The sequence below is a fragment of the Chitinophaga sp. RAB17 genome, assembly GCF_052114225.1.
Lineage (GTDB): Bacteria > Bacteroidota > Bacteroidia > Chitinophagales > Chitinophagaceae > Chitinophaga.
In genome coordinates this window covers 262,402-283,157 of sequence record NZ_JBFREI010000002.1, presented here as the reverse complement: position 1 = coordinate 283,157, position 20,756 = coordinate 262,402, and the positions used below count along the sequence as shown (strand labels likewise).

The 20,756-nt window shown below is 43.8% G+C and carries 20 protein-coding genes; 8 read left to right on the top strand and 12 right to left on the bottom strand.

Features of this window, described 5'->3' with window-relative positions; all coding sequences use genetic code 11:
• The first annotated feature begins 118 nt into the window (after window positions 1-118).
• A complete protein-coding gene (locus tag AB4Z08_RS07135) occupies window positions 119-703 on the top strand; it encodes a hypothetical protein (RefSeq protein WP_441573040.1) in 585 nt (194 codons plus the stop codon).
• A 2-nt stretch (window positions 704-705) separates the two neighbouring features.
• On the top strand, window positions 706-2,511 hold the full coding sequence (gene uvrC / locus AB4Z08_RS07130; protein WP_441573039.1) for an excinuclease ABC subunit UvrC: 1,806 nt from the start codon (window positions 706-708) through the stop codon (window positions 2,509-2,511).
• Window positions 2,512-2,513: 2 nt separating this feature from the next.
• Here the strand turns inward: uvrC and AB4Z08_RS07125 are convergent, their stop codons facing one another.
• From AB4Z08_RS07125 to AB4Z08_RS07080, 10 genes are all read right to left on the bottom strand, one after another.
• Entirely contained in the window at window positions 2,514-3,110 is a 597-nt protein-coding gene (locus AB4Z08_RS07125; protein ID WP_441573038.1) for a DinB family protein, read from the bottom strand.
• A 65-nt stretch (window positions 3,111-3,175) separates the two neighbouring features.
• Window positions 3,176-3,751 (bottom strand): Crp/Fnr family transcriptional regulator, encoded by a 576-nt coding sequence (locus tag AB4Z08_RS07120; protein WP_441573037.1) that lies wholly within the window; start codon window positions 3,749-3,751, stop codon window positions 3,176-3,178.
• A 108-nt stretch (window positions 3,752-3,859) separates the two neighbouring features.
• A complete protein-coding gene (gldN, locus tag AB4Z08_RS07115) occupies window positions 3,860-4,882 on the bottom strand; it encodes a gliding motility protein GldN (RefSeq protein WP_441573036.1) in 1,023 nt (340 codons plus the stop codon).
• 21 nt (window positions 4,883-4,903) lie between these two features.
• Window positions 4,904-6,445: a gliding motility protein GldM gene (gldM, locus tag AB4Z08_RS07110; RefSeq protein ID WP_441573035.1), complete on the bottom strand. Its 1,542-nt coding sequence runs from the start codon at window positions 6,443-6,445 to the stop codon at window positions 4,904-4,906.
• A 55-nt stretch (window positions 6,446-6,500) separates the two neighbouring features.
• Entirely contained in the window at window positions 6,501-7,238 is a 738-nt protein-coding gene (gene gldL, locus AB4Z08_RS07105) for a gliding motility protein GldL (protein WP_441573034.1), read from the bottom strand.
• Between the two features lie 151 nt (window positions 7,239-7,389).
• Window positions 7,390-8,673, bottom strand: coding sequence for an SUMF1/EgtB/PvdO family nonheme iron enzyme (locus tag AB4Z08_RS07100; protein WP_441573033.1), 1,284 nt, complete (start codon window positions 8,671-8,673; stop codon window positions 7,390-7,392).
• A gap of 270 nt (window positions 8,674-8,943) precedes the next feature.
• Entirely contained in the window at window positions 8,944-10,989 is a 2,046-nt protein-coding gene (locus tag AB4Z08_RS07095) for a thioredoxin domain-containing protein (RefSeq protein WP_441573032.1), read from the bottom strand.
• A gap of 52 nt (window positions 10,990-11,041) precedes the next feature.
• Window positions 11,042-11,197, bottom strand: a complete 156-nt coding sequence (locus tag AB4Z08_RS07090) for a hypothetical protein (protein ID WP_441573031.1) — start codon at window positions 11,195-11,197, stop codon at window positions 11,042-11,044.
• 31 nt (window positions 11,198-11,228) lie between these two features.
• Window positions 11,229-12,020: a uroporphyrinogen-III synthase gene (locus AB4Z08_RS07085; protein ID WP_331959312.1), complete on the bottom strand. Its 792-nt coding sequence runs from the start codon at window positions 12,018-12,020 to the stop codon at window positions 11,229-11,231.
• Between the two features lie 35 nt (window positions 12,021-12,055).
• On the bottom strand, window positions 12,056-13,141 hold the full coding sequence (locus AB4Z08_RS07080) for a DUF4271 domain-containing protein (protein ID WP_441573030.1): 1,086 nt from the start codon (window positions 13,139-13,141) through the stop codon (window positions 12,056-12,058).
• Between the two features lie 196 nt (window positions 13,142-13,337).
• Here AB4Z08_RS07080 and hemW point away from each other — a divergent pair, with 196 nt between their 5' ends.
• On the top strand, window positions 13,338-14,462 hold the full coding sequence (gene hemW, locus AB4Z08_RS07075; protein ID WP_441573029.1) for a radical SAM family heme chaperone HemW: 1,125 nt from the start codon (window positions 13,338-13,340) through the stop codon (window positions 14,460-14,462).
• Between the two features lie 99 nt (window positions 14,463-14,561).
• Here hemW and AB4Z08_RS07070 read toward each other — a convergent pair whose 3' ends face one another.
• Together AB4Z08_RS07070 and AB4Z08_RS07065 are read right to left on the bottom strand one after the other, a co-directional pair.
• Window positions 14,562-15,536, bottom strand: a complete 975-nt coding sequence (locus tag AB4Z08_RS07070) for a deoxyhypusine synthase family protein (RefSeq protein WP_133806957.1) — start codon at window positions 15,534-15,536, stop codon at window positions 14,562-14,564.
• 154 nt (window positions 15,537-15,690) lie between these two features.
• Window positions 15,691-16,143, bottom strand: a complete 453-nt coding sequence (locus tag AB4Z08_RS07065) for a hypothetical protein (RefSeq protein ID WP_441573028.1) — start codon at window positions 16,141-16,143, stop codon at window positions 15,691-15,693.
• Between the two features lie 340 nt (window positions 16,144-16,483).
• Between AB4Z08_RS07065 and AB4Z08_RS07060 the strand changes: the two genes are divergently transcribed.
• The 5 genes from AB4Z08_RS07060 (at window position 16,484) to AB4Z08_RS07040 (ending at window position 20,749) form a co-directional block, all read left to right on the top strand.
• The gene (locus AB4Z08_RS07060) at window positions 16,484-16,981 is read left to right on the top strand and encodes a hypothetical protein (protein ID WP_441573027.1); all 498 of its coding nucleotides are present in this window, start codon (window positions 16,484-16,486) and stop codon (window positions 16,979-16,981) included.
• A 44-nt stretch (window positions 16,982-17,025) separates the two neighbouring features.
• Window positions 17,026-17,622 (top strand): ACP phosphodiesterase, encoded by a 597-nt coding sequence (locus tag AB4Z08_RS07055; protein ID WP_441573026.1) that lies wholly within the window; start codon window positions 17,026-17,028, stop codon window positions 17,620-17,622.
• 94 nt (window positions 17,623-17,716) lie between these two features.
• Window positions 17,717-18,316, top strand: coding sequence for a DUF2911 domain-containing protein (locus AB4Z08_RS07050; protein WP_441573025.1), 600 nt, complete (start codon window positions 17,717-17,719; stop codon window positions 18,314-18,316).
• Between the two features lie 379 nt (window positions 18,317-18,695).
• On the top strand, window positions 18,696-19,835 hold the full coding sequence (locus AB4Z08_RS07045; protein ID WP_441573024.1) for a cystathionine gamma-synthase: 1,140 nt from the start codon (window positions 18,696-18,698) through the stop codon (window positions 19,833-19,835).
• A gap of 140 nt (window positions 19,836-19,975) precedes the next feature.
• Window positions 19,976-20,749 carry a TIGR02757 family protein gene (locus tag AB4Z08_RS07040; protein WP_441573023.1) on the top strand — a complete coding sequence of 258 codons (774 nt, stop codon included), beginning with the start codon at window positions 19,976-19,978 and terminating at the stop codon, window positions 20,747-20,749.
• Window positions 20,750-20,756: the final 7 nt, after the last annotated feature.

The following is a 20,756-nucleotide window of genomic DNA, read 5'->3' as shown; positions in this document are numbered from 1 at the left end:
TCAGCCCAACACGCTGATTTACATATTTTTAGTGCTCTCGACAGATTTGCTCATGCATCGATGCGCCGTTTTTACGGCGCATTTTTTATGACCCACATTTAAGTATTAATTTTGCAGCATGAAAATATACCCGCAAGTAACGGTGTTGTTTACCATAATTGGCTTCATGGCCTGTAACCAGGCAAATAAAACATCAAAAGACTCAGGACAAGATAAGTTTGCAGCACTGCCAGCCTACTTTAGCCAGGAGAATGCACATATTCGCACCAACGATGTGACACTATTTAAAACAGTGATACTCAATGGGAAAAAAGATACTGCCAGCATTTCCGGAAATGATAGTGCCACCGTACACGACTTATTAAAGCCATTTATGGATGCTGACCTAAATAAGCCCTCCCTCCGGGATGAATATGATACCTCCAGCTTATACGATCCCTTTTCCGGAAGGAAATCAGTGATCTATAAATCACGGGGCAAACAAACCAATCCATCAGAAGTAACCATGGAACTGGACAAACAAGGCAATATACAACAGGTAAACATTCACTCCTACACCAGCAACCTGGTATATGAATTCCGGCAGGACCTATTTTACCAGCAAAACAGGCAGGTTCGGATGACTACCTATCAGAAAATAGCCTTCCTGGCGCCCAAAGAACTGGAAGTAAATGTAACGATCGCACCTAAAAAAGGGATGTAAACATGACCGCAGCGGAGTTTCAGAAAATATCACATACCATACCTGGCGATGCAGGCATCTATAAATACTACGATGAATCAGGCACCCTCTTATATGTAGGGAAAGCCAAAAGTTTACGTAAACGGGTGAGCTCCTATTTTGTAAAAAATCATGATAACTACAAAACCAGGAAACTGGTAGAACATATACATCATATTGAGTTTACCATCGTAGACTCAGAGCAGGATGCATTTCTACTGGAAAACTCTCTTATCAAACAATTCAGGCCCAAATACAATATTAACCTGAAGGATGATAAAACCTATCCTTATATCGTTATTAAACATGAGTCTTTTCCCCGTGTGTTTTTCACCCGCAACGTTGTCAAAGATGGATCCGACTACCTGGGACCTTTTACCTCTGTAGGACGTGTAAGAGAAATACTGGAGGTGATCAAATACAATATCCCCTTACGTACCTGTAGCCTCAACTTAACGGAAGAGAATATACGAAAAGGCAAATTCAAGGTATGTCTCGAATATCATCTGGGGAACTGCAAAGGCCCCTGTGAAGGACTACAGACACAGGAAGACTACCGCGAAGGATTACAGCAGGTAAAGAACGTGTTAAAAGGGAATCTTACCCCGGTAGTAAACCTTTTCAAAGAACAGATGCTGGACCATGTGTCAAAAATGGAATTCGAGAAGGCGGAAATCATGCGTAAAAAGATAGCCAGTCTCGAAGACTATTCTGCCAAATCCACCATTGTTAATAACCGCATGGGCAATGTGGATGTGTTTTCTATTATCAGCGAAGGCAATCATGCTTATGTAAATTACCTGCGCATTTTGAACGGCACCATTGCTGATACCAAAACCGTGACGCTGGAAAAACAGCTGGAGGAAAGTGATGAAGAAGTGCTGGCATATGCCATTGCATATCTTCGCGAAGTATTTAAAAGTATCACTACCGAAATAGTTGTGCCGTTACCGTTAGAATACCCTGAGAGCAGCGTTACTGTTACCGTTCCGAAAGGCGGTGATAAGAAGAAATTGCTGGAACTTTCTGAAAAGAATGTGAATTATTTTAAAGAAGATTTATACCGTAAAAAAATACTGCACCTGGAAGGTAAAACTGATATGGAGAGAAAGCAGGTATTATACCAGCTGCAGGCAGATCTTGAACTACCGGTATTACCCGAACATATTGAATGCTTTGATAACTCCAACTTCCAGGGTAGCTATCCTGTGGCTGCCTGTGTAGTTTTCAAAGACGGTGTAGCCTCCAATAAAGACTACCGGCATTTCAATATCAAAACGGTAGAAGGGATCAATGACTTTGCGTCCATGAAAGAAGTGGTTTTCAGGCGATATAACCGCCTGTTGGCAGAGCAGCAGCCATTGCCTCAACTGGTGATCATAGATGGTGGTAAGGGCCAGCTCGGATCTGCTATGGAAAGTATTCGTGAGCTGAACCTGATAGGCAGTATGACTGTTGTGGGGTTAGCAAAAAATGAAGAAGAAATATTTTTTCCGGGTGACTCACAAAGTATCAAGTTACCATATAACAGCGAGAGCCTGAAACTGATACGCCGGGTCCGTGATGAAGTACATCGTTTCGGTATTACTTTTCACCGGCAGAAACGCAGTAAAGGCACGTTCAAAAACGAATTGGAAAGTATTAAAGGTATTGGAGAAAATACGGCTACACAGTTACTGAAAGCCTTCCGGTCTGTGACTAAAATAAAATTATTATCACAGGAAGAACTGGAAAAAGAAGTAGGTACAGCTAAAGCCAAACTGATCTGGGAACACTTTCATAATGGTTAGCCTTATACCACTTTTGCTATCGGCGGTGTGTGTTCAGCCATCGCTCTTTCCGCCTGCAGTATATGCCGGTTGATATGTGCGGTGAGGAAACCAAAAGTATCGCCTACTGACAACTTTATAAAGCGCGACAGGGAAGTGGGTACTTTATACTGCCGGATATTTATTTTTTCTGCACGTACCAGTAATGCTACCAACTGCTGTTGCTGCTCAATAAACTCCTGTAATACTGTGGCTACATCCGGGTTTAAAACAGGGATATGCCCCTTGGGAGATTTCATCCGGGAGCGCAATTGCCCATCTTCTTTGGGTTGCATCAGGCGGGTGAAATAGCTTCCCAGCCAACTGCTTTTAAACGAAGTTTCCGGCCGGCTATTTTTTTTCTCTGCTGACGTAATTGCATTTTCAAGTTGCGGCAGATAGTACCTACCGTACGTATTCAGGTGCTCCAGGCATTGCACAGCACTCCATTTGCCCGGCGCCGGAAAATGTTGTAACATCTCATCTGTACTTTCACCAAAGCGATTGGCTGCTTTATATTGTATGGCTACGATTTGTTTACGCAACCCCTGCAACAGTTCATTACTTTTAACCGGGTTCATGACATCCATATTTAGCGCAAAATTAGGATGGTCTGTGATAGAAAATCTTTGTGCAGATCAACATTTTATAGTTTTACGGTGCTCAGTAATTTACTGAATGTGGCGGGATCCAAGCCGAGATAGGAAGCGAGATATTTATGTGGAATCAGTTGTAATACATGAGGGCTGCGAGTTAATAATTTCCTGAATTTTTGTTCGGCAGTAAAAGACAGCAATTCCAGGTGTCGTTCCATAACACCGGCTAATGCAGCTACTGTTCCTAATCTCACCCATCTTTCTATCAGCGGAAATTCCAGTATCAGGCGGGTAAAATCGGTGTAACTCATTCGCAGCAATTCACTATGTGTTAATGTTTCCAGGTACCAGGGAGACGGGCGTTGTAGCTGGAAGGAATCCATTACACCAGAAAATGAACCAGTATAAGTAAAGAGGAGGGTAGATTCTTTATCACCGTCCAGGTTAAAAACTCTTTGTACGCCTGCAGTAACGAAGTAGAGATATTTTTCTACTTCACCCGCTACTGTCATTACTTCTTTTCGTTTATACTGCACCGGTGTCCAAACGGCAGCAAGCGCCTCCCATTCTGGATCGGGGAGTGGCATAATCTGGAAAGCGGTTTTACGTAAAAGCTCAAGGTGCATACTGAAAGATATGAAAAACAGCGAAAAGCATAAAGCAAAAATGCAGCGAAGGACCTGTTATGGTCTCCGCTGCATTTTTGCTTTATGTTAAAAGCTAGTGGCTTTATGCTAGTATTGCCAGAGGTCCTGCTCTTTATTAAAGATACGGTCGTGAATGGCTTGTCCTTCGAGGAGGCGCATGGTACCATCTTTAATGTAGTCCTTGATCTCGCGGTTGTAGGTATTATTTTCCTTTACTATGTAGCTACCGAAGAAGCGCATTTCAAAAAGGTCTTCCCAGCTGATAGTAGATGCATCGTTATTCTGGTTGTACACATCGTGTTTGGCCAGGATACCGCGGCAGTCAGGATAATATACCCAGAATAAAGGAATGGAGGCACGGATAGAGCCGTCTTCATTTATACGGGATACCATAGGAGCAATACCCAGTATACGAACTTTCAGGACAGAAGCTTCTTTGTCGAATACCCAAACTTCTTTGATCTTGTACTGTTTGATGGTACGAGGATCGAAGTCATCGCGGGTAGTCACCATTTTTTCTTCACCGGTTACCGGATCTATACTACGTACTGTTCTTTCTTCACCGCTGAGTTTATTCTGGATTTCAGCGAAGGGCATAACAGTGGTAAAGCGGTCATCGATAGGGCTGAAAGCTTCTACCTCTTTATTCTTGAGTGCGTCCAGCAGAATATTTATAAACAGCTGATTGGTGCCGGTCTCATCTTCCACGTTGTATTGGAAGGGGAGGTTTATTTTCTCTCTGATGTCGATTACCTGCCATACGCGTTTTTCCCAGAATCTGTCGTCCTCACGGATGTAGTCATAGGCAATTGGCGTGCGTTCTCTTGCAAGGTTTCTTTCCACCACACCATCAATACGTAATGATTTGCGGGGAGTATCCACCACCGGGGAGGTAATACCATCCGGACGTTGAGAAGCAGGAGGAGCAGCCGGAGGCGTAACAGCATTCCCGGTTGCCGGGTTTACTACTGAGGCATCTGGTGTAGGCGCAGCTGTGTTAGCAGTTCTACGGCGGGTTGTACCGCCGCGGCGTTGCGCATCAGCAGCTGTTGCCAGCATCACCAGCAAAAGAGTGCACCAACCTATTCTGTTAAATATTACTGCTCGCATAATTCAGTAATTAATTGACCGTTAGTTTAATTTAAATATAGTACTCGGCATCGAACGAACAATGTTATCCGGGCCTTTCACTTTCACATTCTCAAAAAATACTTCATCACCTGGGCGCAAAGAGCGGATAGATCCCGCTACGTTGCCTGGGAAATAAGCGGAAGTAGCATCACCTTCCTGGTATTCCTTGCCTTTTGCAGAGATACCTACCCGATAACCGATTACTTCATATTTCACACCTTCAAATTCGAAGTCTTCCAAATCAGCGCGTAAACCGCCCTGAACTTTAAAGTCTGCAGCTTTCATGCTACCACCTTTGTTAACACCTACTTTCAGTACCGGATCAGGAACACGTTTTACACGGAATTCCTTCTGACCGAGTGATTTGGTTTTACCATCGATGTTGGCTACTACGTTAATTACTGCTTTACCTGGCTGACTTACTGTAACGATATATTCGCCTGAACCGCGTTTAGTCATGTTACCACCACTAATGGAGGCAGACACTTGTTCGGCAGGTACACCTGCAGCAGAGATCGAAATTGGATTCTGCAAACCGATATACAGCACGTTCATTTTGTCGGCGGAGATGGAGGTAGCAGAAGCACCTACATTATAAGTTTCTGTAAAGGGATAGGATTCAGGAGCGCCACCAGAAGGACTGGGTAAGGTAATAGTACCGGAGATAGTTTTTTCGCCAATTCCGGAAGCAGGAATAGTAAGTGTTCCTAAACCTTCGTGTGCTTCAATGGTTTGACCATTTACAACGATAGTTGGATTTACCGTAGTGCTGTAGGCACCTACTGCGATGTTGGCAGTTAAGGTTTGTCCTTCCATCAGGTTTTTGGAATTCAGTGAAATGAAAGGTCTTACTTTATCAAACTTGAAAGTGTTTGCTTCAATACGACTGAAGAGATAATCAATCACAGCAGATTCAGAGTTCCTGATATCATTCTGGAATTTACCCAGGATGGTTACTGCTGCAATGGTAGGCACCATGTTGAAGTGGTAGGTAGTCCAGGTTTTAGGACCGCCACCATGATCATCGTTGGATTTACCTACTTCTATTTTCAGTGGTAAAGTTTTTTCGATCTGTGCTTTAGCTTTAGGATCGTCAACATAGGAGAGGAGTTTTGCACGCAGCTCTGTCAGCTTGCCTTCCAGCTCAGGTCCTTTTCTATTATTCTCCATCACCCTTGTAGGGGCATCCAGACCAGCTTTGTCCTTAATTTCACCATGTTCATCTTTACCACCGCTTTCAGTGATAATGGTTTCTTTTAAGGATTGTACGTAGTCATACATGCTGGCAGATAATTTCTTTACTTCTTCTGCTTTGGCTTTGTAAGGAGCTGTTTTTCCAGCGTTGTCCTTCATTTGTGCCTCAAACTGTTTGTAAATGAAATCGTTTTTATCTGCTACTGTTTTATTGGAAGTATTAATTGAGTTATTTACGATACTAAATGCGTTCAATATTTCGGCTGAGACGTTCAACGCGAGCATGGCCGTCAAGACCAGGTACATGATGTTGATCATCTTCTGCCTAGGATCTTTAGGTAGTGCCATAGTTTGTTTTCAGATTTAATTGATATGTGTTAATTCAAAAACTATTAGCTATACCTTATCGTCCTCCGTGCATTGCGCTCAGCATGTTACCATAAATTGAATTCAGGTTGCTGAGGTTTTTAGCGAGCAGGGAAATTTGTTCTTGTGTTTTCTTAGCATCTTCAATGCTGCCACTCATAGCGGAAGAAGCATTCTGCAGGTTGCTGTAGAATGAGTTCATTGCTTTCAGGTGGTTGTTGGTGTCCTGGAGTTCCAGTTCGTAGATAGCATTGAGGGAAGCCAGATTTTTAGTCATGCCCTGCATCTGTACGTGGAAATCTTTGGTAGATTCTGATGCACTGTTGAAAGAAGATACGGCAGCAGCAGCAGTAGTGTAAGCGTTAGCTACATTACCAATAGCGCTGGCAGCTTCTCTTGTTTTCTGAGTGTAATCACCGGTGGCTGCTACCACATCGCTGATGTCTCTCATTTTGTCAACAGTAGTACCCAGTTTCTGGAAGTTTTCGCTTAAACGTTGCAGGTTAGCAGGAGTGATGTCTGCTTCCTGGAGCATTTTATCCAGGCCAGCTACTGCAGGACTGCCGGCAACTGCCACTACTTGTCCTTCAGTATGTGCACTGGAATCAGGCACGAAAGCGTATACAAAGAAGATAAGCGCTTCTGTGCTCAAACCTAAGATCAAAGCGATATCAGCTCCCCGCCAGTGTTGCAGTTTAAATAATGCTCCGATAATTACTACGGAAGCCGCAATACATACGAAAAAGTTCAGCCATTTAGCTTTGTTAGGATTCATAGCCATAGGTTAAAATTTACTGGTTAAAGTGTTAATAGTTAAAGTCTGTATGGAATAGTTAATTCTCACTGATTTGCTGATAATAGTGTACATAATACAAAGGTTTCTTTGGTAGTTATATTAATACAGGCTATTACTGATTTGGTTTTTACTATCTGTGTTTGGCTCTTCTACTCAGGGCAATGGTACATCTGAAACCTACATATGATTTAGAACTGTCCTGATATTCATATGTCCTGGTTCCTGTTTGGAGGAAATAACCTACGTCTTTCCATGATCCGCCTCTGATGGCTTTACGCTTCATTTTCAATGGTGCATCATCTGGTACATCCATTCTCAAATAAGGGTTCATATCAGAAGTGAATGAGTAGGCATTTTCATAAAAGATATCCGCTGTCCACTCGGCTACGTTACCGGACATATTGTATAATCCGTAATCGTTAGGCCAGTAAGCATCTGCACGAACAGTATAAAATCCACCATCTTCCGGATAGTTACCACGGCCAGGTTTGAAGTTGGCGAGTAAGCATCCTTTTTTGTTACGGATATAGTAACCACCCCATGGGTATGGTGTTTGCTCTCTTCCGCCGCGGGCTGCATATTCCCACTGTGCTTCAGAAGGCAACTGGAATTTATCTTCCGTAAACAGCTTCTTGCTGAGGCGGTAGTCTTCCCAGAATTTACTTCTCCATTCGCAGAAAGCGGTGGCCTGATGCCAGTTTACACCTACTACCGGATAGTTGTCAAACGCCGGATGCCAGAAGTACATACGTGTCATCGGCTCGTTGTAGGCGTAAGAGAAATCCCTGATCCAGCAAAGTGTATCCGGATAAATGGGCACATCTTTCTTTACAATAAATGTAGAACGTGGCTTACCAGTGTTCTCTCTCAACTTGGCTTTGTCCCAGTTGAATGTTTCCTGATGGTAAATCAGTTTACCTACATCAATATCCTTGCGACCATATAACCTGTCTGCCTCGGAATACACCATAGCATCCAGTTTTTCCCAGGTTCCTTTGTCCTTCCAGGTAATCTTCTGTTTCCAGTCGATTACATCATGGCCGTCATCGGATTTTACGTGCCCCAGCAGTATATGCGCGATGGAATCCTGTACCCATTGCACAAACTGGCGATACTCGTTATTGGTAATTTCCGTGGCATCCATGTAGAAACCGGAAATGGAAATTGCCTTGTTACGCGCAGTGAATGCATAGTTTACATCCTCATCACTGGGACCCATGTGAAAAGTTCCGGCAGGTATATATACCATGCCATAAGGTACAGGGGGAGTGTACTTTGGTCTCGGACTTACGCCGATCAATTGCCCTTGTGCATTTTTAGGGGTTTTACTACCGCCACAGCTGGCCAGCAGGGAAACCAGCAAAACTGCCAACAGACCTTTTACATAGTTAAGCTTCATAAGGGTAGCTTTCATCAGAATATGTTTTTTCTATTAACCAGCCTGGTGTGATTTGCCTGTATACAAGGGAACACATTTCTCATATTTCACCCGCTTTGTTTATATGAAAGATAGCAAATGTAATAATTAATTTTAATCCGTAGTGACTTTTTATACAACTTTTTCAATCCCACTTACAACCGTTCTGTAACTAGTTTAAACGCTGCTTTTAACATTTTATTATATTAACGTAATAACATTTATTGAATCGCCGGCCCCCCTTATAAGGGGCAAGTTACATAATTATTATATTAAATTAATAATTTCTTCTATATAATATACTGGCTTAATGCAATGATAATCTTTGCATAAATACACCAAAGTTTCATTTTCCTTCTCCCGATCCGTCAGGAGCGGAATATCAGAAATATTTTTTTCTGCGCCTACCAATATTCTATACGGAATAAACCATTTTTGGGTTTCCTGCATTCTTTCCATAAAATCTTTTCCTACTACCGCCAGTTCCGGGGTGCCTTTTACAAATTGTAATAACTGGCTCGCCCACACGCCAAATGAGGTTGGATAGCGTACCACCGTTTGCGAAAGGCTGGAAACAGCCGCTATACATCTGTCGGCCCATTGCTTATGATCAAAAACAACAGAGAGGTACCAAAGGTTTTGAATCATTACAGCATTCCCACTTGGCACAGCTCCATCATAAATTTCCTTCTTACGCACAATCACATCATCCTGACCCTCAATGGTATAGTAAAAAAACAGCTGATTTTCATCACTGAAATGCGTGGTCACAAACGTGGCAATATCCCGTGCCTGATACAGATAAACAATATTACCGGTGATTTCCTGCAAAGCAATCAGCGCACTGACCAAACATGCATAATCGTCCAGGAAGGCCGGATACTTCGCCTGATTATTCTTCCAGGTATGATAAAAAGCTTGTCCTCCTTCAGTTTGACGGAAATTAGCCAGGCAGAAATCCATATTGCGGATGGCCATCTGCCGGTATTCTTCTATCCCCAGTGCACCATAAGCTTTGCAACAGGCATGCACCATCATCGCATTCCATCCCAGCAGAATTTTATCATCCAATCCGGGACGGATCCTGTTTGCCCGCACTGCCAGCAGCTTTTCGCGACATCCCTTCAGCATCGCACCCAATATAGCCGCATCATATCCTTTCTCAGCGGCAAACTGCAACAACGGCTCTTGTACCCACAATATATTTTGTTCTTCCCAGTTGCCATGCTCGCTAACATCATAATACTCGCAGAAAGGTATTGCCTGCTCTCCCAGTATATGATGTATTTCTGCTTTACTCCACGTATAAAATTTCCCTTCCACACCCTCTGAATCAGCGTCCAGCGCAGCATAGAAGCCCCCTTCCGGAGAAGTCATTTCACGGGTAATATAAGTCAGTGTATCTTTTATCGTTTGCGCATATACGTCGTTACGGGTCAGCTGATAGGCATCGCAGAGCACGTCTATCAGCAGAGCATTGTCGTACAGCATCTTCTCAAAATGAGGTGCCAGCCATTTTTCATCTGTCGAATACCTGGCAAAACCGCCCCCTAACTGATCATAAAGTCCTCCCTGCAACATCTTATCAAGCGATAACAGTGCCTGTTGCAGAGCTTCCGGATGATGCCAGGCATGGTGATGACGCAGCAAATAAGCGATGGTAAAGGTCTGCGGGAACTTTGGCGCGCGTCCAAAACCGCCCCAGGTGGTATCCGCCTGCTTGAGGATATTTTCACAAATCGTATCGCACTGCGCTTTGGTAAACAATTCTTCCCGGGGAATATTCAACTCCAGGCCCAACTGTTGGCCAATCTGGGCCGATTGACTGATATGCTGCACCAAATTATCTGCCTGTGTTTCTATTTCTTCCCGTTTTTTATGAAATGCATCGGAAAGGGAGAGGAGTACATCTGTCCATGAAGGTCGGCTGTAAGCCTGCACCGGCGGAAAATAGGTGCCACCGTAAAAAGGTTTTTTATCCGGGGTAAGAAAAACATTCAGCGGCCAGCCACCAGCACCGGTCATCGCCTGTACTGCATCCATATAAATATGATCCAGGTCCGGCCTTTCTTCCCGGTCTATTTTAATATTAATAAAGTGTTCGTTCATGATGGCTGCAGTGGCCTCATTCTCAAAACTCTCACGTTCCATTACATGGCACCAATGACAGGCAGCATATCCTATGCTTACCAATATCGGTTTATCTTCCTGCAAAGCCCGTTGTAAGGCCTCTTCTCCCCAAGGATACCAATGGACAGGATTATGCGCATGCTGCAACAAATACGGGCTGGTTTCACTGATAAGCTTGTTCATGAATTCCGTTACACGATAGACTGATTGATAAAATATTCTCTTACAAAGAAATTTATTTTTTCAGGATTACAAAGAAATATTTTTTGAACTGGTAGCCGTTAGCAATAGGCTGTTGGAAAGATGTAGCGGGAAACAGTTGCTGGGCGCGTATTTCCCTGAATCCTGCACCACCGTTGCAGTAACAAAAACAGGGATGGCATGATGCCATCCCTGCTAAATTTTATGGACAGAAGGACTGCTTACTTTTTTATTAATGTTGTAAGATACTGTTCCAGCGCGGCTGCCATTGAAGGCGCCTGTGGAAGCGGTGCTTTTACATCCAGTCGTAATCCTGCTTCTTCAACAGCTGCAGAGGTAGTTGGTCCGAATGCACCGATATGGGTACCATTCTGCTCAAACCCCGGCATGTTTTCAAACAGCGATTTTACACCTGAAGGGCTGAAAAACACGATCATGTCGTAAGTAGTAGCAGCCAACACTTCCTTTACATCGGTAGAAACGGTTTTGTAAAGGGTAGCAGTAGCATATTCACACTTGTTCGCTTTTAACCACTCTTCAATATCTTTCTTCTGGCTATCTGAGCTTGGGAACAGGAATTTTTCATTATCCCGGTGCTTGTTCATTACCTCCAGTACCCCTTTGGTTGAACCATCCGCGCCATAGAATACCTTCCGCTTACGATAGAGAATGAATTTCTGCAGGTACAACGCTACAGCTTCTGTAATACAAAAGTATTTGCAGTCCTGCGACACTTTCACCTTCATTTCCTCACAGATCCGGAAAAAGTGGTCTACCGAATTACGACTGGTGAAAATCACTGCCGTAAAGCTAAGAATGTCGATTTTCTGTTTTCTGAACTCCTTCGCTGGCAAACCTTCCACCCTAATGAACGGAAAAAAATCCAATTTGATATTGAACTTTTTGGCCAGATCAAAGTAAGGCGACTTTTCTGTTTCAGGCTTAGGTTGAGAAATTAGGATTGACTGAATTTGTTTACCTTGCAAATCTTTTTTTGGCCCGCCTTTTATCATACGTTTTTTGCTCTTGTGTTAACAATAGGCGATAATCAGGGATTACCAGTTAACCAGATATTCTGCAGCACCTTGGTTAATATTAAAACAGGCGCTACTTCGAATGCGCAAAGGTAAAGAAAAAAATGCAATTTACTGAAAGATAGGTATTGCTTAACCAATGAATAAGATCTAATGTACCTGTATATAATGAGTAATACAATAAAAAATAACGATATATACAAGAAAGTACGGGCAATTTCAGGGGTACAGAAGGCTATTATCACCAGAAAAGGCACCAATAACACCCCTAAAATCTTATTGATCAGATATAAGATGAAAATGTAAGCATCGGCCAGCTCCGTATTGCCAAATAACCAGCCGCAAAAGCGCAGCATCGTATATTTAAATCCATACACCACCGCTACCAGCACAATCAAACCAGGAATCAGCAACCAGGGCTCTGCCTGAGGGAATACCTGCTGACGGTACAATACCAGGTAGAAATACAATCCCAGCACAATCGCGAAGAAAATATTCAGCAACATATTGGGAAAAGGCGACTGTGACAACTGATCCTTCAACTGCCGCTGGCTGAGGGTAGGATTCAGAAAAGCCCTGAAAAGATCAGAGAAATACTTATGATAAAACAGGCGGATCAGGCTCAACACCAGCAATACGCCCGCCATTAAATAAATGAGCCAGTCCATATTACGGTAGGGCCGCACCGGGTTGGTGTCCACAAACCTGGGTCTGCCAGGTTTTAAAAAGATATTTTCTTCCGCTATTTTCTTCATGTACAGATCATAGGGCGATGGAACCTTCACCTTAGGCACTGCCGCCACAGTCAGACTATCCGTTTTATACTGAGCAGTATCTATCCCTGAACGTGTGGTATCTTTTTTAGCGCGTGCGATTAACGGAGAAATGGCCCGGGTACTGTCTTTTTTAACATGGCTAACCCTTGAGGAATCTCTTTTCACAGGCGCGGTACGCACCTTCGGACGCGATGAATCGCCAGCCGAATGGGTGATCACCGGCTTTTTCTTTACTACCGGCGCCTTCACAGCAGCGGAATCTGTTGTTTGCGCCAGTATCGGCAAATAACTGAAAATGAATAACAGCAATAACCAGTTTCGCACCAGGAAAATATTTTGCAATGACTTTAAAATCGGTTTTTCAATAATAACGTCCCTTTCACGCACAAAGGAAACAGCAGCAATTAACGTTGTCCTGTTCACATAACAAAACTGAAACGTAATTTTGACGTTGCAAAGATATTAAAATAGTCCATAGTTGACCCGTAAAACGGCAATGGCAGACCACTATAAAACGCGCATGTCCGGAATTTATTTACATATTCCTTTTTGTAAACAGGCCTGTTACTACTGCAACTTCCACTTTTCCACTTCCGTTTCAAAGCAGGGAGCAATGGTAAAAAGTTTGTTGCAGGAAATCACCCTGCAAAAAGATTACCTGGCCGGAGCGCCGGTACACACCATTTATTTTGGTGGTGGTACGCCAAGCCTGCTGCAGGCTGAAGAGCTAGAGGCATTGCTGACGCATTTACGTGCTACTTTTCCGGTAGCCGAAGATGCTGAAATAACACTGGAAGCCAATCCCGATGATCTTAGTATTGAAAAACTGACCATGCTCAAAGCAGCGGGCATCAACCGGTTGAGTATTGGGGTACAGTCCTTTCATGAAGCAGACCTCACCTGGATGAACCGGGCACATAACAGCCAACAGGCGCTGGATTGTGTGCGGCAGGCACAGGACCTGGGCTTTCATAACATCACAATTGATCTTATATACGGTGGTCCCACACTCACAGATGAAGGCTGGGAACAAAACGTGCAACAAGCCATTGCCCTGGGTGTTCCCCACTTATCCTGTTATGCCCTCACCGTAGAACCGGGTACGGCACTGGATCACTTTATTAAGAAAAAGAAGATGGCCGCCACCGACCCTGATAAGGCCGCTCTGCACTTCGAAATGCTGATGGAATTACTGGGAGCAGCCGGTTATGAGCATTATGAAATCTCCAACTTCGCTTTGCCAGGATGGCATTCCAGGCATAACAGCAGCTACTGGCAGGGCAGATCCTACCTGGGCCTGGGGCCATCCGCCCACTCCTTTAACGGCGTATCCAGGCAATGGAACATTGCCAACAATACACAATACATCGACCGTATCACCAAGGGTAAAATTCCTTTTGAAATAGAATCACTGACTACGGCCATGCAATTCAATGAATACATAATGACGGCCCTGCGTACGGCTGCCGGCTGTAACCTGGAATGGGTCGCCGAAAAATTCGGCACTGCCCTGACCACTCACCTGATTGCACATAGCCAGCCCTTTATAGTGATGAAACATATGGAACGGGCAGGAGAAACATTACGGCTTACTAAAGCAGGAAGATTATTTGCGGATGGAATAGCAGCAGAACTATTTATTTAGCTTTTAGCCATTAGCTTTTAGCTTTTAGAAAAAATGCAGCGAAGATAGTCTCCGCTGCATTTTTTCTAAAAGCTAAAAGCTAATGGCTAAAAGCTGTATTTACCATCCCAGGATATACGCAAACATCAGCGGTGCTACGATAGTAGCATCTGATTCTACGATAAACTTAGGCGTATGGATATCGAGTTTACCCCAGGTAATTTTTTCGTTAGGAACGGCACCGGAATAGGAACCGTAAGAGGTAGTGGAATCTGATATCTGGCAGAAGTAACCCCAGAAAGGTACATCCGTCCATTCCAGATCCTGGTACATCATCGGTACTACACAAATCGGGAAGTCACCCGCAATACCACCACCAATCTGGAAGAAGCCAACGCCTTTACCAGAAGAGTTTGCACGGTACCACTCAGACAGGTAGATCATATATTCGATACCGCTTTTCATGGTAGACGTTTTCAGTTCACCTTTGATGCAGTAAGAAGCGAAGATATTACCCATGGTGCTGTCTTCCCATCCTGGAACGATGATAGGAATATTCATTTCTGCGGCGGCGATCATCCAGCTATTCTTTGGATCAATTTCGTAATGTTCTTTCATTACGCCGCTCAGCAGCAGTTTGTACATGTATTCGTGCGGGAAGTAGCGCTCACCACTTTCTTCCGCTTCCTTCCATATTTTGTGGATATGTTTCTGGATACGACGGAAAGCTTCTTCTTCCGGGATACAGGTATCCGTTACACGGTTGAAACCCTGTTCCAGCAGATCCCATTCTTCCTGTGGGCTCAGATCGCGGTAGTTAGGCACTCTTTTATAGTGTGTATGTGCTACCAGGTTCATGATATCTTCTTCCAGGTTTGCACCGGTACAGGAAATGATATCCACTTTACCCTGACGGATCATTTCTGCGAAAGAAATGCCCAGTTCAGCCGTACTCATCGCACCGGCCAATGTCACCATCATTTTACCGCCTTCCAGCAAATGTGTTTCATATCCTTTGGCAGCATCCACCAATGCAGCTGCATTAAAGTGGCGGTAATGGTGCTGGATAAATTGAGAAACGGGTCCCTTGTTCATGTCATTTAATCATTTATACATTAACAGTCTGGCTAATAAAGCCTTAACAGGTGGCAAAGTTAAGATAATTTTTGGAGGGGGAACGGGGCGGTGGAATAAAACAAAAGAGCCCATGGTAAATACCATGAGCCCTGTATTTTTAACACTACTAAAACTAAGCTTTCTTCAGGCGGCTGTATACTTTCATATTAGCATCCGCATCGGTTTTGATAACTGTCCAGGTGTCTGTACTTTCTAATGTTACAAAATATACTACGTTTTCGCCGGAAGTATATTCTACTACGCAGTAGATGCTGGTACCGGGATATTTCTTATTCAGTTTACCGGTTACTTTCAGTGGCAACTGTTCTGCCAGGAGATAGCGGGAGGTAGCCAGCAAGGTGCCATCTTCTTTGAAAAAGGCGGTTACCTTGGTATTACTCAGGGTAAACTTGGCGGTAAACGTTTTGTTATCATCGGTATACCATTTAACATCGGTAGCTCCGGTAAAAGATTCATTAAACGTACTGTTAATTTTAGTGTTAGCAGTAGTTTCATAAGGGCTTGCAAGAAGCACATTGACACTGAGTAAAAGTGCAGCGCTTACTAAGAAAATAATTTTTTTCATGGCGGAAAAATTTTATGGTGTTTGTAATTTTTTTCGTTTTTGTTGTTTCGATAGGTCAAAGCTACGTTGGGAAGTGGGCAGTGGTCAAGGCATACTTTACTGATGGAAGCACTTGATAATTTGGAGTATCCGTTAATGAACGTCCGCCTGACCGGTGGCGGACATACGGGGATACAGAGCAGCCATAGCCTGTTTGTTGGTGCCAACTTGCCAATGTTGCATCGACGAGAGTTAAGAAATTGTTAAAATGGATAAGGTTTTAAAAGAAATGTGATATTTTGATAGAACGTGTGAAAATGCCCTCCATAAACGGTAAACCCTTCATACCTAAGCCCTGAACATGAAAAAAGCCTTTTCAGAATATAGTAATCCCGTTAGTACCTGGATCTTTTTGCTCTTCCCGTCTATCTTTTCCATCTATTACAGGCTCCACTATGGTGATATCTGGCAAACAGATAACTTGCTGTTCTCTGTGTTCTGGATAGCAACCATCTCCGAAACCTTGCTACTGGGCTACATTTGGGCGGTATTTTGCCTAAAGGTGCGTATAGATGAAAGTGGGATTTCCTTCCGGTACCTTTCCTGGAGCTTCCAGTCTGTACATTACGACTGGTCACAGATCAAATCCGCCACTATCATAGAATTTGATCTCAAAAAGGATTTCAGTGGCTGGCCTGTCCGCAGCAGCCCCGAATATGGTAAAGGTTATATTACCAGCCGTAAAAAAGGATTGCTCCTGGAACTGATGAACGGTGAAAAAATGATGATGAGTGTATTGGACACCGAAAAAGCGTTGATAGCATTACAATCCTATGCCCCCAGGCCACAGATAGCATAACGATACAGATAAAGCCATTTAGCATAAATACGTAACTTGAGGCCATGAACCACCTGGCCCATGCTTATTTATCTTTCCGGCAACCTGAGCTGATCACCGGCAATCTGATTGCTGATTTTGTAAAGGGCAGGAAAAACATGGCTGCCTTTGATGAGGGGATCCAGCAAGGCATTCGTATTCACCGGGCTATCGATACTTTTACCGACCAGCATCCTGTAACGGGCAGGGCTAAACTTTTTTTCAGGCCTTCCTGCGGTCTATATAGCGGTGTGTTTACAGATCTTGTGTACGATCATTTCTTAGCTGCTGACCCTGAGCGCTTTACTAATGATTCACTTTATTCGTTTGCCCGTTACGTTTATAGTGAAGTGAAACAGCGGGCAGCGCAGCTACCACCGGACTTCCTGAAGATGTTTGAATACATGCAGGCCTATAACTGGTTATATAACTATCATACTACAGAAGGTATTTCCAGTGCCATCAGGGGGGTAGCCCGCCGGGCGAGATATCTCGAAACAGATGGTAATGTGGTGTTTGCAGTTTTCATGGAGCATTATTCCGCGCTGAAAATCTGTTACCAGGAATTTTTTCCCGAACTTCAGACATATGTGGAAAATCTGCTTCAGATGGAAAACCGCTAACAGCTTGTTAAAAGCAGCGTATCCTCTTTTCTGATTCCTTAAAAATGGGTAGGTTTGCCGCCAATTACATTTAAAAGAAATAAAGCTTTCCAGGATGATGAAAAAAGTTCTCCTTTTTGCCTTTATAGCAGGCATGCTCAGTTTGACCGCTGGCGCACAGGACAAAAAATTGCCGCCACTTGATGCCAGCCCTATGGATATGGCCTATTACCCTGTAATGTACCCTTACGTAGTGAAAGTAAAAGGTGAACCTGGTGCATTGGTAGCCCGGGTAATATACAGTCGCCCACAAACCAAAGGCAGGGACATATTTGGTAACCTGGAAGAATATGGCAAAATATGGCGTTTAGGAGCCAACGAAGCCACTGAAATCGAATTTTTCCGCCCGGTAACCATTGCTGGTAAAAATATTCCGAAAGGACGTTATACACTGTATGCCATCCCAACAGAAAAAACCTGGACCATCATCCTGAATAAAGACACTGATATATGGGGCGCCTTTAAGTACGATCAGAAAAAAGACGTGGTAAGAACTGCGCTGCCGGTGGTAACACTGGATACTGCAGTAGAAGCGTTTACGATGGTATTTGAAAAAGGGGATCCTGGTGCTAACCTGATCATCGCCTGGGACAAGGTAAGTGTGAGCTTACCTATCAAATGGTCTGATGCGATAGCTTCCACCAAAAAGAAATAATATCTACCTGAAATAATAAAGCCGAAGAGGCGAAGTAATAAGCGGATAACCACTTATTACTTCGCCTCTTCGGCTTTTATGTGGATGCTGTAAACAGCACTTCTTTAAAAAGGAAAAAGCGGTAAGAATACCGCCTTAAGAATTTTAACCATATCCTATGAAAAACCTAAAACGAATTTAGTCCGATTATACTTAACCGTTAGTGGTGAATTGGTGAACGATATAAAAATGTTCGTAACCGTGGTATTTTATGCGATCATATCTTAATATTAACTAAAATGGACAAGTATTCCTCTCATCATTTGGGGGCTGTTCAATCGCAAAAACTGGAGTATATTTGAAAACCACCAGAAATTACTCATTTTTAAACATTTAAGACATGAAGCTGGGTACTAAACTCATACACGCAGGTGTAGCTCCCGATCCATCTACCGGCGCTATTATGACACCAATTTTTCAAACTTCTACTTATGTACAAAGTGCGCCAGGGGTCCATAAAGGCTACGAGTATGCCCGGACGCAAAACCCCACCCGTGATGCACTGCAGAACGCATTGGCAGCTATTGAAAACGGCACACATGGTATTTCCTTTGGAAGTGGGCTGGCAGCTACAGACGGTGTGATGAAGCTCCTGAATCCTGGTGATGAAGTCATTGCTACCAACGACCTCTATGGAGGCACCTATCGCATTTTTACCAAGGTATTTGAGCGTTATGGCATCAAGTTCACCTTTATTGATATGGCTGATGCCAGGAACATAGAGGCCCATGTAACCCCCCAGACAAAAATGATTTGGCTGGAAACGCCTACCAATCCCTTGTTAAGGATCATTGATATTGCTGCCTGCGCACAAATAGCCAGGAAAAATGAAATCATGCTTTGCGTGGATAACACCTTTGCATCACCTTACCTGCAAAATCCGCTGGACCTGGGTGCCGATATCGTACTGCATTCGGCTACCAAATACCTCGGAGGCCATAGTGACGTGGTACATGGCGTGGTGATTGTAAAAAATGAAGACCTGGCCCAACGGCTGTATTTTATACAAAACAGTTGCGGCGCCGTTCCTGGCCCGCAAGACTGCTTCCTGGTACTCCGCGGTATTAAAACCCTGCATGTACGGATGCAACGGCATTGTGAAAATGGGGTAGTAGTGGCCAATTTCCTCCGCGATCATCCTAAAGTAGACAAAGTATACTGGCCTGGCTTTACAGACCATCCCAACCATGATATTGCCAAACAGCAGATGCGTGGCTTTGGAGGCATGATGTCCTTTACCCTCAAAGATGACAGCCTGGAAGCCGCCAACCGGATTCTGAGCAATACACACCTGTTTGCACTGGCCGAGTCATTAGGTGGGGTAGAATCACTCATAGGACACCCTGCCAGCATGACTCACGCCTCTATTCCCCGCGCAGAAAGAGTCCAAAACGGATTAGTGGATTCCCTCATCCGGTTAAGCGTAGGTATCGAGGATGTAAGCGACCTGACAGCCGATCTGAATAAAGCTATCGGCTAAGTAATAGATTTTAATTCTTATCTGGTAAAAATTATCTTTACCAAAGTGTAAATATTTACCCTAACCATATCCAGAGCCTTTTTATATCAAAAGTGACCGCTGATATAAAAAGGCTTGTGGTGATACACGTGATTTAACTTATGAAAATCGAGAAACTAAGGGAGTTTTTGGATGCAAAGGCGGCGTATTACAATCACCCGGACTTTATTGCAAACGATCCTATTTGCATACCGCACCGTTTCAGTGTATTGCAGGATATTGAAATATCCGGTCTCTTCGCGGCCATATTGGCCTGGGGAAACCGTACCAGCATTATCAATAAATGCACAGAACTGATGAAGATGATGGATGATTCACCTTATGACTTTATCCGTCATCATCAGGCAAAAGACCGGATGAAGTTATTTTCATTTTGTCACCGCACATTCAACGGTTTGGATCTGCTGTATTTTGTTGAGTTTCTCCAGCATTATTACACCAACGTAACATCGCTGGAATTCGCCTTCAGCGCCCATATTACCCCTCAGGATGATAATGTGGAAAACGCGCTGATTGGATTTCGTAAGGTATTTTTTGCGCTGGAACATCCGGAGAGAACAGGCAAGCATATTGCCACCCCGGCTAAGAACTCAGCCTGCAAACGATTGAACATGTATTTACGCTGGATGGTAAGACAAGATGAAAATGGCGTGGATTTTGGGCTTTGGCAGCACATATCACCTTCGCAACTGGTATGTCCTATGGATGTACATGTAAGCAGGGTTGCCGCCAGACTGGGATTAATACCGGAGGCGAAAGCTGACTGGAAAACAGCCGCGGCCCTCACTCACCAGCTGAAAAAACTCGACCCTGATGATCCTGCCAGGTACGATTTTGCACTGTTTGGTCTGGGCGTGATTGAAAAATATGTTTGATCAAATA